The organism is Spiroplasma endosymbiont of Notiophilus biguttatus (genome assembly GCF_964030985.1).
Classification (GTDB): domain Bacteria; phylum Bacillota_I; class Bacilli_A; order Mycoplasmatales; family VBWQ01; genus Spiroplasma_E; species Spiroplasma_E ixodetis_A.
Window position 1 is genome coordinate 720826 of sequence record NZ_OZ034993.1, and the last position, 14893, is coordinate 735718.

The following is a 14893-nucleotide window of genomic DNA, read 5'->3' on the forward strand; positions in this document are numbered from 1 at the left end:
CTATTTTTTGGTAGACATTTTTTCTTGATATTTAATGGGAGTTAAGTAGTTTAAAGTGCTGTGGATTCTTATATTGTTATATCAATTGATATAATCAAATAATTCTAATTTTAACTGTATTAATGATGTAAATTTTTTGTCATTAATAAATTCAGTCTTGAAAGTTTTAAAAGTTGCTTCAGCAACAGCATTGTCATAAGGACAACCTTTTTTACTTAAAGAGCGGGTAATATTGAATGCTAATAAAAGTTTGTTAATAATTTTATTATTAAATTCGTTACCTCGATCGCTATGAAATATTTGCATATCTTTTAAACAGCGATTTGATTGCATAAATGCTTGATATACCAATGATGCATCTTTTTTAGTACCTACACTATGTCCAACAATTTCGCGGTTAAATAGGTCTATTAATAAGCAAATATAGTTTCATTTACCATTAACTTCAACATAACTAAGATCACTGACAATCACCTCATTTTTAATTCTATTATTAAAGTTTCTATTAACAATATTAGTGATTTGTTCATTATTTACTTTATTACGATGATTTTTAAATGATAATTTAGTGTATTTTGACATTAAATTATGTTTATCCATAATTTTTTTAATTTTTCTTCTTGATAAATAAATTTCTTGTTTTTCTAGTATGACTTTTAATCTTCTTGTTCCATAAACACATTTATTTTCTTTAAAAGCACTAATAACAGCTTGATCATAAATATTATTTTTGATTTTATCTTCTTTTTTCTTTAAATTAAAATAATATGTTGATTTAGAAATTTTTAAAAAACGACACATTGGGCGAATCTTATATTTTCATTTATTATTTGCAATAATCTCTACTTTCTGCCTATTATTAGTGCTGCTTGCTTTAGGCATCAGTCACTTAAGTTTACCAATTAATATTTTCAATCTGTAATATAATTAAAAATAATTAATACAGAAGGAGAAATTATGAATTATAAAGTTTATTCAAAAGAAACAAAATTAGCCGTTGTTAATGAGTATTTAGTTGATAAAAAACTAAAAATACATGAAATTCAAGTCAAATATAAATTATCAACTCCAGTATTAATTTATAATTGGGTTAACCAATATCAAATTAAAGGTGAAAATGCATTCACCAAAATTTCTAAATCCCAAACTTCTCACAGGATCGATAAGAAAGATATTGAAATTAAACTATTAAACAAAGAAATTGATAAACTTAGAAAACAAGCTTTAAAAGATGAGGTTGAAAAAGAACTTTTAAAGGAGCAATTAGCCTGTGAAAAGAAATTAACAAGGGGAAAAAATAGTAAATTATTAAAATATAAGTGTTTTTTAATAGTAGAAAAATATAAGCAAAAAGGTCATCAATTAAATAAAATTATTGTTTACATAGCTATTAGCAAAACAGCATACTATTTATGAGTAAAAAAAGGTAAAAAGCAATATCAATCAAAAATTAATGATAATTTGATACAAGCAATAAACAAAATAGTTCTCATTAAAAATGAAAAAAAGTACATTAATATCACTAGTTTTGAAAAAGTAAGATTAGAGTTAAAAATAAAAAATAAAGGTTTTAAATGCAGTAAAACAAGCATAAAACAAATATTAAAAGATAATAATATTAAATTATTATTAGAACCTAAATCAACAAATAGAGTAGTAGAAAATAGTGATTTAAAAAATAATAAAGATTTATTAAAACGTAATTTTTCAAGTAATAACTTTCTTGAAAAAGTTGGTATGGATGGCACATGATTTAAAAATATAATTATTGGTGATAAAAAAACAAAATTATTAGTTGTTTTTGCTACTGATATGTACAGTAATTCAATTGTTGGCTGAAAAATAAACAAAAGTGAAAATGCCAAAACTGTGTTAAATGTGGTTAATCAAATAGAATTAGCGAGTGCTAAACAATGTAATTTTACGACTATTCAATCAGATTTAGGTTCTGCTAATACAAGCGAAATTGTTAGTAAAGTTTTTAATACAAGTACTAATCTAATTCATTCAAAAAGTCTATCAGGTTTTAAAGGTAATCAAGTTAGTGAATGTTTAAATCGTTGAATTAAAAGAGATTTTAAAATGATGTTTGGTAGCACTTTTGAAAGTATGGAAAGTTTTAATAAAATATTAGAAAAATTTGTTAGATATTGAAACAATGATAGAATAGTTATTAGATTGAAAATGCCTCCAAATCAATTTGTACAGATTTGAAGACAAGAAAGTAAACTTATCTAACCAATGCCAAATACTAGTTTACAAATGGTTGTTTTTTCCTTTATTTCAATTTTATTAAAAAGATTCTAAACAGGTTCTAAGCAAAGTATTTATTGCTATTATTTCATTGTCACCATTAATTACAAAACACTCTTGCTTTCTGGAAATATTACAATTACTAATTTTTATTAACATTGTATTAATAAAAGTAATATTTCTTTGTAAAGTTCGAAATGTAAGATTAAATTTTTCCATTAGAAATGCTATATTAACCGAACAAGAATACTGAAAATATTTTAATATTTCAATGATACGCCACATTAAAACTGCCCCCATTATCCTAATTGAAAGATTAAATGAGATTTTCCTTTTCAAAAAATAAAATAGTCACCTTTTGAGTGACAAAATTATTGTTCTTAAATTATTTTTATATGTTATAATGTTTGCCAAATAAATAGCATTCTTCATTTATTATTAATATCTTTAATAAATTTGTAATTATATTGTGGTAAATACTTTTTAATAAGAATAGTTAGTGCTTCTTTTTGATCAAAACCAAATTCAAATGCTAATAAAAAAGATTCTTCTAAAACTGCATGACATTGTTGAAAAATTACTTCGTAAAAATATAATCCTTTATGATGAGCAAATAAAGCTAATTTTGGTTCATATTGTAAATTATGTTTTGAAAAAGTATTTGCTGTCTCATCAATATATGGTGGATTTGAAACAATAATATTAAATTTATGATTTTTAAGATTTGTAAATATATCGCTTTCAACAAAATTAATATTTTTTAGGTTAAAATTATCATTATTAATCTTAGCAATAGTTAATGCGTCTTTGCTAATATCACTTGCTACTATATTTCAATTAGGTTTCTTTAACGCTAAACTAATAGCAATAGCACCACTGCCTGTACCTAAATCTAATACTTTTAAATTATCATTATTAAAAATGTTTTGCGCATAGACAAAAACATTTTTAACTAGTTCTTCAGTTTCATTACGAGGAATTAATACTCTATTATCAACAACAAACTTATGATCAAGAAATCATTGATAACCAACAATATACTGTAAAGGGTAGCCAGCAACAAATTTTTTAACTAGTTGTAAATATGATTCTAAAAAATCTATTGCTATTGTTTGACTAAGATTTGCATATAATCAAGATAAATCTTTATTAATAAGTTTTAATAAAATTATCTTATTAATTTGTTCATTTTTTTTATTATTTTTTTTTGCTAATAAAAGATAATCTTTATAAGTCATTAATTTATACTCCAAAATAAATATTTTATTAAAAATTGACAGATGAATTATTATTTCTTGAAGTTTTTTTTATTAAATTATTAACAACCAGAATTAAAACAATAATACTAAAAATAAATAAAAAACTAATTGTTAATAAACAAATAATTGGAAAAAGAATAATGTAACTACAAATACTAATAATAAAACCAAAATTATTAATATTATTACCATTAATATTTCGTAAAAATTCTAAATTTTTTCATAATAAATAATGAAAAATTAAACTAGATGCACTAGCAAATCATAATGTTAAAACTAAAAATAAAATGTGAATAATACCACTACTAAAAGTTAATGTAATAAATGTTCCTAATGCCGCATATAAAAAAATAACTGATATTAAAAACAAAATTTTTGTTCTAGAGTCTAAAATCTTAAAATCCATAATAATTTCTTCCTTTTTTACTTTAATACTGTAATATTTTCATCAATATTTTCTAATTTTTCTTTTTGTTCATTACTAATTAAAGCAATAATAATTTCATCAATATTACCTTCCATAATACGATCTAACTTTAATAAAGATAATCCAATTCGATGATCAGTTACTCTATTTTGTGGATAATTGTATGTTCTAATTTTTTCTGAACGATCACCACTACCAACAGCTGTTTTTCTTAAATTACCAATTCTTCCCTGTTCTTCTTCAACTTTTTTTTCATAAAGTTTAGCTCTTAATACCCGCATTGCTTTATCTTTATTATCATGTTGACTTCGTCCGTCCTGTGAAGTTACAACAACACCTGTTGGAATATGAGTAATTCTAATTGCTGAATCAGTAGTATTAACATGTTGACCACCAGCACCACTAGAACGATAAGTATCAATTCTTAAATCCAAATTATTTATTTTAATTTCAACTTCATTAACTTCTGGCAATACAGCAACCGTTGCAATTGAAGTATGAACTCGTCCTTGTGATTCGGTTTTTGGAACTCTCTGAACACGATGTCCACCAGCTTCAAATTTTAATTTAGCAAATACATGTTTACCTTTAATCATAAAAGCAATATAACTAAATCCACCATTTATTGCTTCTTTTGCTTCAATAGTTTCAATTTTTCATCGTTGAATTTCACAATACTTACTATATATACGATATAAATCACCAGCAAAAATATTTGCTTCATCGCCACCAACAGCTCCTCTAATTTCAATAATAACATTTTTATCATCATTTATATCTTTAGGAATTAGTGTTAGTTTTAATTCATTTTCTGCTTTTTCTAATTCTATTTCATTTGCTTTAATATCTATTTTATACATTTCACAAAGTTCTTGATCCTGTTCGGTTGCTAATGCCTTTTTTGCTTCAATAATTTCTTTGTTAATTTTTTCATATTTTCAATATTGTTCAATAATTGGTTCTAATCTACTATGTTCTTTTGTTAATTCAGTATATTTATCACGAGTAATTAATTCGGGATTTTCTAATTGTTTTTCAATTTCACTATATTTTTTAGTAAGTTGCATTAATTGTTCTAATATTTTTTCATTCATAATATAACACCTGATTTATCTATTCTGATTATTTGTTAAGACACGATGATGACTACGACATCGAGCTTCATATTGTTCTTGTGCACCAATTAAAATAATTTCATCATCATATCTAGCTTCTCGGCCATTAATAATGCGTTGTGTTCTTGTTGCTGCTTTACCACATTTTACACAAACAGCATCTAATTTAGTTACAAACTCTGCTAAAGCTAATAATTCTTTAGTAACAGGAAATGGTTCACCACGAAAATCTTGATCTAAGCCAGCAACAATAACTTGCTTATTTTGATTTGCTAATGTTTTAATCACTTCAATAATTGATGGTTTAAAAAATTGTACTTCATCAATTGCAACTGCTTCTATTTCTTTATCTACATGTTTTAATATTTGCATTGGATCATCAATTACTATCGCTGTGATAGATACTCCTTTATGACTTACTACTTTTTTAGCATCATAACGAATATCAACCTTGGGTTTAAAAACTAGCACTTTGCGTTTAGCATACTGTAAACGATTTATACGTCGCATAAACTCTTCTGTTTTTCCAGCAAACATACAACCAGTAATTACTTCAATTCATCCCTCATTATAACGACTATACATTTATATCCAACTCCATCTCTAATTTTAATTCTTTGTTAATTCTGGTGATTTACTTGCAATGTTATCTAAACTATCAATCAATTTTTCAACTTCATTAATATTTTGTAAATATGTACCAGCTGCTGTTTGATGACCACCACCACCAAACTTTGCAATAGCATCATTAATTATTCATCTTGCACTACGAACACTAACTTTAATTTTACTATTCATTTGATCATAAGCAGCAATTAATCAAACTTTAATACCATCAATATTTGACATTACATTAACTTGGCTAGTTAAATCTTCTCTACTTAAAACAACTTCGCCTTTAATATTTAATATTTTATTTTGACTAATAATTTTTGCTTGTAAGTCAGTAATTATTTTATCGTTAAATATTATATAAGCAACACCATTATCAGTAATTTTAAAATTTGATAATATATATCCTTTCAATCTTGTGATTTTTAAATTTTGAATATATAAACTTTGATATAAATCTAATAAATTAAAATTTTTTTTAACTAAAAAACTAGCAACCTGAAAAGTTTCTTCATTAACAGACCGATACAAAAATCTACCAGAATCAGTAACTAAACCAAGAAATAAATTTCTAGCTGCTAAAGCAGAAACTTTTAAATTCAATACTTGTGCTCATTTTGCCACTACTTGGCAAGCAGCAGAAGCCTTTTCTTCAATTAAATCAATATCACCATATTTATCAACAATTGGATGATGATCAATTTTAATTATCTTTTTTCCTTCTTCTCAAAATTCACCACTAATTCGTTCGCGATTGGCTGTATCAGTGACTATTACTAGTGCATTTTTATAATCTTCTTTTTTAACAAAAGTTGGTTGTGGAAAGAATGACGCCATATATTCATTTGTTTCACCTGGAACAAGTACTTTTTTATTTTCAAAATTATCTTCAATAATTTTTTTTAACCCTCATTGTGAACCCAAAGCATCTCCATCAGGATTAATATGACGATGAATAATAATTGGATTACTGATTTTTATTAATTCATAAATTGCTTGTGCTTCTTTTTTAAACTTATTCATATTATATATCCTTTCTATCATGTACCAATTAATTGTTTTGTTTCATCATCAAAAACAAAAATTGAATTTTTAGTAATACTAATTCAACCAACAGTTGCCACTTCTAAATTATCATTATTATTTGTTAAAACTTCAAATTGTTCTGATTTAGTAGTTTCAACCAATAAATATGCTTTTTTATCATTAACCTTAGTAATATTTTTAATAACACAATTAATAATAATTGAATTTTTAAAAAAAGTAAATCGCGGTTTCTTTGCACTAAACAAAATAGCATTTGATTTAAAAGCAATAAAAGCAATAGTAGAAGCGGTTTTAAAATCAAACTTACCTAAATTTACATTATAAAAATATAAATTATGAGCATTTCATTCTCCCTTTGCAATATTAATATGCTGTTCATTTATTTCTTTCAATAAATTTAAAGATAATGGTTTATCAGTGATTTCACTAACATTTCCTTGTTGAATAATTATTTCATTTTCAATAACAGTAACATTAGTCGCTAATAAATTAATATCAACTTGATTATTAGTTGTAAAAATAATAATTATTTTCAAAAATTTTTGTAACTTTTTAATTCAATTTGCTAATTGTTCTTTATTATCAACATTTAAAAGTTCAAATGGGTTATGTAAAATTAAAATTTTAGTAGGTACAATTAATTGTTGAATGATTTTTATTATTTGTCGCTCTACTATTGTTAATTGTGTTAAACGTAGTGACAATAAATGACTTATATCTAAATGTTTAAATATCATAACAATATTTTCACTAATTAAATCACGGACATCAATTAACTGTGAATATAAAGTTTGTAATTGCTGTTGATATGTTTCTTTATCTTGTAACTGTGGATTTTTTAAAATTTTATCATGATAAATTTTAATTTCATATTTAATATTTTTTAAAAGTAAATGCATTTCATCTGGTAAAAGTTGCATTGCCACAAAATCTTGTTTCATATTAAATTTAATTCTTTGTACTTCTGCTAAGTCAATTCATTGGTCTAAAATTTGATCAATTTGACTACGAGTACATTTTATTTGTTGATATGAAACTAAATGATTAAGTTCACTATTAAAATTTTGATTATGATTGTTACAAGTTTTTAACGTAGTTCTAATTTCACTTCTAGTAGTACTAATCTCTCTATTTAAATAATTATTTATTTCTTTAATAACAAAACTAATTTCTCGTAGTTGAAACTCCCATTTTCTTTCTTTTGGTGGCTTACATCCACAAAAACATGGTCCCACTAAACTTTCCAAACTAGAAATACGATCTTGCAAAGATTGTAAAAATAATAAGTTATTATTTGCAATAATATTTTTTTCTTCGGCAGTGAATTTTTTAATTAGAATATCTGTTATTTTTTCACTTCCAGCAAAATTAAATTTCTCTTGAGCAAAGTTTTTATGAAAATGATTAATTTGATATTGATATTCTTTAATAAAATTATTACGAGTGCTTTGTGTTTCATAAATAAAATTTTTAATAATATTAATTAATTTTTCTTTAAAATAACCACTGTCTAAATTTAAACCTGTATTTTTTAAGTTTTCAATATCAGTCTTAATTTTTTGATTAATATTACTTATTTCTTGTAAAAAAGGTTTATTAGTAATTGCTGTTCTTGCTAAGTTACGTTGAATACTAAATAATTTATTTCAACTCTGTAAATGCATACTAACATAAGCCATTTTTCGTTCAAAACCAATACTATTATAAGTAACATCAATATCATCAATTAAAATTTTACCCTCCATAATAGCAGAAGAACCTGCTAGAGCATTAATTAATTTTTCAATATTATCTTCATCATTACTAAAAATTGCCAAGCAACTAGGATATTTTCCTTCAAAACTTCAATCTTTTACGGCCTTTTCAACGGATAAATTAATAATACTAAAATTAAAGTTACTAGTTTCATCAGTATTATATCTAATACCTTTACTTACTACTAATTTATTAAATTCAAATGATTTTTCCATAAAACCATTCCCTACCTTAAAGTTTTTTTATTTCATATACTATTAAAATTATATTCTATATTTATTGGGTTGTATACATACAATATTTTAACTTATTTAATGTTAAATATCTCTGTAAATAATTTTATTTTTAGAGTATAAAAAAAGAAACTATTATTAGTTTCTAGTTTAATTAAAATTATTTTTTAACTTGTTTACTATCAGTTAATTTTAGAACATCTTTTGCTGTTTCTAATACAATAGTTTTAGTATTTTGTGGTTTTGCTTTGTTTATTTCAACAGTTTTTGATTTTGTTTCAACTTGTTTGCTTGCTTTTGTATTAAAGCGTTCAACTCTTCCCTTTGCTGAAACAAATGATTGTTTTCCAGTATAAAATGGATGACAATTTGAACATGTATCAACACGGATTTCTTTACCCTTAGTTGAACCACTTATAAAATTATTGCTACATGTTATACATGTTACTTTAGTTTGAAAATAATCTGGATGGATGCTTGCTTTTTCCATGGTTTCACCTCACTTATAAAATTACTATTAATAAAAAGTACTTAAAAATAATATCATTAACAATATAAAAAAGCAAATAAATATTAATGATAGATAGAGATTTTATTTTGGTAGATTATGTTGTAAAAATGTGTTCTAGTTCAATTAATTAGATATCATGAACTTTATTTTTTTTAAATTATATATTCTATTGAAATCTAAAACTTAAAAATTGTTTTTATATGAATAAAAAAATATTATTTACCTAATTGATACATTTTCAGTTAATTAAATACAATAAACACATTATTCAAAATATTTACTTTCAGTAATTAAAGATAAAATTTTAATTTGTAAATGATTAGTAATTCTTTGATATTTTTTAATACCTAATGCTAAATTAGAATGGTAAACTAACAATATTTATATTTTTCCCAATGCTTGTATAGACACCAAAGATATTATTAATTTTCCTTGTTCTTGTACCATAAAGGATATAAACTTTATTTTTTCTTCATTTTGAATGGAATGTTTCTTTATCTTCATATTCAACTTTTAAATATTCTAATGCTCTTTTAAAAACATCAACTAATTTTAGTGATAAAAACAATACTAATTTGTTCTTGCATTAATACAATGCCCCTGTTCTATCTTGAATAAACTAATAATTAATACTACATTAATTTTACTAAGTAAATAAAAAATACCCCACTTAAAGGTTTAACTCTAAGCGGAGTATTTTTTTAACGGACTTCTCCCCACATGTACTTGTGGAGGGAACAATGAAACTGAATGAGTTCAACAATGCTTTTCAAACTGAACAGCAATGTCTTGCATATATAGCAAATTTGAAAGAAAACAAATGTATTAGGTGTTCTAGTTTTAATTTGAATACTTCTGATTTAAAAAGAATAAGATGTTTAAAATGTAATCAAACATTTAGTATTCTCACCGGTACCATATTTTCAAGGTCACAAACATCTTTAAGATCATGATTTTACCTCATCTTTATATGAATAAACACCAAACATGGAATTCCGTTAACTGATGTTTCAAAAGAATTGGGAGTAACCTTAAAAACAGCATGGAGAATGGGTCATAAAATTAGAACACGTATTGCAAAACAAGAACCTCAATTTATTGTTGAAGGCACAGTGCAAATTGATGAAATGTATCTTTCACATATGGCTTTTAAAAAACAAGGAAGATCCTTGAAAAATAAAACATTGATTGTTGGCATTTATGAAAAAACAACTAATAATTTAATTGTGAAAGTATTGAAAAATGCAAAGAGTACAAGTCTTTTGAATTTTGCAAGAAGCCACATTTCTTCAAAATGTCATGTATATACTGATGATTAAAAAGGATATTGCGATTTCAAATTGGTTTTCCCAAAACATAAAACGGTTAACCATCTTGATGGTTATGTTTCAAAAACTGCTGTAAATACCAATCAAATTGAATCAGTTTGAAAACATATAAGAAGAACATTTAAAACACATATCAAAGTTGCAAAACATCATGTTTATTTATATGCCAAAGAAGCTGCATATAAATTCAACAAGATACCTAGTTTTGAAATTGTAATGCTATGTTTAATTTAAAAATGTGGGGAGAAGTCCGTAGATACGCTTTTCTCAGCATTTATGTGATAAAATTAAAAAATAGTACATAAAGGGAGAAAAGCGAATTTAATTTATTAACTTCTTTTAAAAAAACCTAAAATTAAATTTTAGGTTTTTTTATTATTTTTATCCTGTATAATTTTCAAACTTACCTCATTTTGGAATAAAAACAGTTACTACTTTTCCTGTCGGACCGTTTCGATGTTTAGAAATAAGAATTTCAGCAAGATTGCTTTCTTGTGAACTTGTTGTTTCTTCACTATTTTTTTCCTTATAATAATCATCACGATATAAAAACATAATTACATCAGCATCTTGTTCAATAGCCCCTGATTCACGTAAATCAGACATTAAAGGGCGCTTTTCTTCACGTCTTTCCACCAATCTTGATAATTGTGATAAACAAACAATTGGTACTCTTAATTCTCTTGCCAAAATTTTTAAACTACGAGAAATATTTGAAACTTCTTGTTGACGTGATTCACTATCTCTACCAGTTAATAACTGTAAATAATCAATAATTACTAACTTAATGCTATTTTCACGACTTAATTTTCTTAATTTGGTTTGCAACTCTAAAACTCTTAAACCAGGTGTATCATCAATAATAATTCTTTTTTGTTTTAATTGCTCAGCAGTAGCACTAATACGATTTCAATCAGCCTGTGTAAATTTAGACTTATTACGTAAACGATTAGCATCAAAATGTCCTTGACAAGAAATCATTCTTGTAATTAATTGATCTTTCGGCATTTCTAATGAAAAAATAACAACAACATCGTTTTTATTATCTTTTTCATCAGCAGCATTTAAAGCAAAATTAAGTGCTAAGGCGGTTTTACCCATTGAAGGTCTAGCTGCTAAAATAATTAAGTCACCTCGCTGAAAACCACTAGTAATCATATCCAAATTGTTAATACCTGAACTTGTACCAGTAATATTAACTGTTGATTTTTGTAGTTGTTCAATTTTAGTTACCACATCATCAATGTGTTCACTAATTGGTAACATTTCTTCATGATTACGTTCACTACTTACTTGTACAATTTGAGCCTCAGCAGCAATTAAAACTTCATTAATTGACTTTTCACTTTGTAACTCTTTACCAATATTTTTTAAAGCATTTTCTAATTGTCGTTTAGTAGTTCTTTCAATCAAAATATCAATGTGTTCTTTTAAATTAGCATCAGTAATATATTGAGCCACTAAAGAAGATAAATATTCAATTCCACCAATTTTATCCAAATTATTTTGCTTAACTAATTCTTCGGCAATAGTTATTACATCAACACCAGAATTATTTTTATAAAGATTGGTAATTGTTTTAAAAATAATTTGATTAGAATTAATTGTAAAATCATGTGGTGCCAATAAATTTAATGCACTTTCACATGCTGGTGATGATTGAATCATCGCACTTAAAACATTAATTTCTGCATTATTTATATATTGACCATTGTTAGACATAATTATTCTCCTAAAACTTCAACCTTTAATTGTGCAATAATTGCAACATCTAATTTAATATTAATGTTAGTTATACCTAATTCATTAATAGGATTAAATTTAACAAATTTATGTTTATCAATTTTAATGTTATATTTTTGCACTAGTTGTTCACAAATTTGTTTTGAAGAAATAGCACCAAAAACTTTACCATTATTACTTTTTAATTTAAATTGTAAAGTAATTAAATCTAATTGTTCTTTAATTTTTTGTAAATCTTCTAATTCCATTTCTCGTTGTATTTTTTTATTTTCAATTACTTTTTGATTAATTTTTAATGCTTCTGATGTAGCAATTACCGCTAATTTTCTAGGTAGCAAATAATTTTTACCATAACCACCACTAACATTAACAACTTCACCTCTTTTACCATAATTTTTAACATCCGTTAAAAGGACAACTTTCATTGTAAACATCTCACTTTCTATTTTAATAATTTTTAATATCTTTCAGTAGTAGCACTCTCACTTTGATATACGCCACTTTCAATTAATTTTACCAATTCATCATACAATGCTCTAATTCCCAATTTACTACTTTGGACAGCAGCAGCACTAAAGTGACCACCACCACCTAAGTTTTCACAAATAATTTGAACGTTTATTTCACCGTTGCTTCGTGCTGATAAACAAGCACGTCCTTGACGATCATAAGCAATAGTAAATGATGCTTTACAATCACGTAAGTCTAACAACATTTCTGAAATTTGGGCTAAATATGAAGTATGTACCTCTAAGTTTTCATCACCAACAGCAACTAAAAATCCTTTTTTAATTTCTTGGGCGTGACTAATTAAAGCAAATTTATCAATTAGTTCATTTAAACTATTTTTCAATAATCCTTTAACTTTAGAAGGAGAAGCCCCTCAATCAGTTAATAATCCACAGGCTTCAAAAGTTCTTCTTGTTGTTCGTACTTGGAAATTATTAGTGTCAATTAAAATACCCGCAAACATTATATTTCATAAAAATTCTGATTCAATATTATTAAAATCATTATAATAAATAATTTCTGTCATTGCTTCAGCTGTTGAAGAAGTTCCTGCATCAATATAAGAAGTAATAGTACTACTAATTGATTCATCAGAAACACGATGATGATCAATAACAATAATTTTTACAGCTTTGCTTAATAAATCAGGACTATCAACGCGTTGTGGATTATGAGTATCAACAACAATTAATAAAGTATTTGCATGAAGAAATTTAAGTGCTTGTTTACCAGTAATAAAATTACGACTAATATAACTTTCAGGAACAAGTTCATGAAGAATTTTTAATGTTTTTTCATCAACTTCATTTTGATTAATAACATAATGAGCACTTTTATTTAAACTTTTAGCAATTTCAATAATAGCTGTTCCTGAAGAAATACTATCAAAATCAGCAGCTGCATGTCCCATAACTAAAATGTTTTCTGCTAATTTTATTTCATTATATAATGATTGTGCAAACATTCTAATATTAATTTTAGATTCTGATTGTTTTGCTTCAATAGTACCTCCAATAAAAACTGTATTACCACCAAATTCACGAATAACTACTTGATCACCACCACGATAAACTGCTAACTCTTTACTTTCAATAGCCAAATCATATAGATCTTTACTAATAGCATTACCATAAGAGAAACCAGCAGATAACGTAATATCTGCTTTAAATTTTTTAACACCTTCTCGAATATTTTTAATAAGTGGAAAGTTATCATTTCTTGCTTTATTAAATTCATTTTGATAAAGTAAAATATTGTAACCATCTTCAATATTACCTAATAATAAACCTGAATAATTATTAGCAAAATCATTTAATTCAGTTTTAATAAATGCTTCAACACGAATTTGATTCTCAACTCTTAATTTTTGTAGAGAATTATAAAAATTATCAATACTAATTACACCAAAAACTAATTTTTCTTGCTGTAATTTATTATATAAAAAATGATATTTAGTTGTTTCTTGTAACAAAATTGTTCTAGTTTGTACTAAATAAATAGCATCATAAAGCATATCTTCAATTTTAAGTGTAATTTGAGTAATATTATTACTAATTAATTGTTCTAAATCTCTTGATAGTTTAACAATTGATTTTCCAATTAATCTACCTAAACCTTTATCTTCTAAAAATTCACTTACTCACATAATTGATAAATCATTATCTAAAACAATCATACCAACGCTACCAAAAGTTAAAGCTTGTGCATTATTTAATTTTATGATTTCAGCTGTGTTAATATAACGATGACGAATTCATAAACTAAATAAAAAAATATAAAGACAAACAATAATAAAATTACCTAAAACTAAACTTAAAATTACAGTAATAGTGACCACTTGTTCTGCTGTCTCAATATTAACAATAAAATAAGTCAAGCCAATTAAAATTTCAACTACTAATCAAACAATCATTATTAAATGATAATTTCTTAACGATTTGAACACTTTGTCACTTCCTTCTAATATTATTAATTATACTATAATACTAATATTAAAAACAGCCATTATCTTTTATGTAATATAATACTATTAAGGTCTTTTTATTTTTATTTTAAACTATTATTTAAAATAAAATATTTTTAAGATAAAAATAAATAAAA

14 protein-coding genes are annotated in these 14893 nt (G+C 24.8%); 3 read left to right on the top strand and 11 right to left on the bottom strand.

Annotated features, from left to right (window positions below; translation table 4 throughout):
* Positions 1-882 carry an IS3 family transposase gene (locus tag AAHM85_RS04420; protein WP_342261131.1) on the bottom strand — a complete coding sequence of 294 codons (882 nt, stop codon included), beginning with the start codon at positions 880-882 and terminating at the stop codon, positions 1-3.
* 75 nt (positions 883-957) lie between these two features.
* On the opposite strand from AAHM85_RS04420, the gene AAHM85_RS04425 reads away from it, so the two are divergent.
* Positions 958-2238, top strand: coding sequence for an IS3 family transposase (locus tag AAHM85_RS04425; protein WP_342261132.1), 1281 nt, complete (start codon positions 958-960; stop codon positions 2236-2238).
* Between the two features lie 413 nt (positions 2239-2651).
* Here the strand turns inward: AAHM85_RS04425 and prmC are convergent, their stop codons facing one another.
* The 7 genes from prmC to AAHM85_RS04460 all read right to left on the bottom strand — a co-directional run bounded on the left by prmC (position 2652) and on the right by AAHM85_RS04460 (position 9780).
* Entirely contained in the window at positions 2652-3491 is an 840-nt protein-coding gene (gene prmC, locus AAHM85_RS04430; RefSeq protein WP_342261133.1) for a peptide chain release factor N(5)-glutamine methyltransferase, read from the bottom strand.
* Between the two features lie 444 nt (positions 3492-3935).
* The gene (prfA, locus tag AAHM85_RS04435) at positions 3936-5033 is read right to left on the bottom strand and encodes a peptide chain release factor 1 (protein WP_342261134.1); all 1098 of its coding nucleotides are present in this window, start codon (positions 5031-5033) and stop codon (positions 3936-3938) included.
* 15 nt (positions 5034-5048) lie between these two features.
* Complete coding sequence (locus AAHM85_RS04440; RefSeq protein ID WP_281749194.1) at positions 5049-5639, bottom strand: thymidine kinase; 591 nt, start codon at positions 5637-5639, stop codon at positions 5049-5051.
* 24 nt (positions 5640-5663) lie between these two features.
* On the bottom strand, positions 5664-6689 hold the full coding sequence (locus tag AAHM85_RS04445; protein WP_342261135.1) for a bifunctional oligoribonuclease/PAP phosphatase NrnA: 1026 nt from the start codon (positions 6687-6689) through the stop codon (positions 5664-5666).
* A gap of 14 nt (positions 6690-6703) precedes the next feature.
* Positions 6704-8683 (bottom strand): hypothetical protein, encoded by a 1980-nt coding sequence (locus AAHM85_RS04450; RefSeq protein ID WP_342261136.1) that lies wholly within the window; start codon positions 8681-8683, stop codon positions 6704-6706.
* 178 nt (positions 8684-8861) lie between these two features.
* Positions 8862-9191, bottom strand: a complete 330-nt coding sequence (gene rpmE, locus AAHM85_RS08460) for a 50S ribosomal protein L31 (protein WP_425289713.1) — start codon at positions 9189-9191, stop codon at positions 8862-8864.
* Between the two features lie 379 nt (positions 9192-9570).
* Entirely contained in the window at positions 9571-9780 is a 210-nt protein-coding gene (locus tag AAHM85_RS04460) for a hypothetical protein (protein ID WP_342261137.1), read from the bottom strand.
* 160 nt (positions 9781-9940) lie between these two features.
* Between AAHM85_RS04460 and AAHM85_RS04465 the strand changes: the two genes are divergently transcribed.
* Together AAHM85_RS04465 and AAHM85_RS04470 are read left to right on the top strand one after the other, a co-directional pair.
* On the top strand, positions 9941-10531 hold the full coding sequence (locus AAHM85_RS04465; RefSeq protein WP_342261138.1) for an IS1595 family transposase: 591 nt from the start codon (positions 9941-9943) through the stop codon (positions 10529-10531).
* Positions 10532-10552: 21 nt separating this feature from the next.
* Positions 10553-10774: a transposase gene (locus AAHM85_RS04470; RefSeq protein WP_342261139.1), complete on the top strand. Its 222-nt coding sequence runs from the start codon at positions 10553-10555 to the stop codon at positions 10772-10774.
* Between the two features lie 147 nt (positions 10775-10921).
* On the opposite strand, the gene dnaB is transcribed toward AAHM85_RS04470, so the two are convergent.
* Genes dnaB through AAHM85_RS04485 form a run of 3 tightly spaced genes read right to left on the bottom strand, consistent with a single transcriptional unit; the run spans position 10922 to position 14738 of the window.
* Positions 10922-12262 (bottom strand): replicative DNA helicase, encoded by a 1341-nt coding sequence (gene dnaB / locus AAHM85_RS04475; RefSeq protein ID WP_342261140.1) that lies wholly within the window; start codon positions 12260-12262, stop codon positions 10922-10924.
* Positions 12263-12264: 2 nt separating this feature from the next.
* Entirely contained in the window at positions 12265-12708 is a 444-nt protein-coding gene (gene rplI, locus AAHM85_RS04480) for a 50S ribosomal protein L9 (protein WP_342261141.1), read from the bottom strand.
* Between the two features lie 32 nt (positions 12709-12740).
* Complete coding sequence (locus AAHM85_RS04485) at positions 12741-14738, bottom strand: DHH family phosphoesterase (protein ID WP_342261142.1); 1998 nt, start codon at positions 14736-14738, stop codon at positions 12741-12743.
* Between the last annotated feature and the right edge of the window lie 155 nt (positions 14739-14893).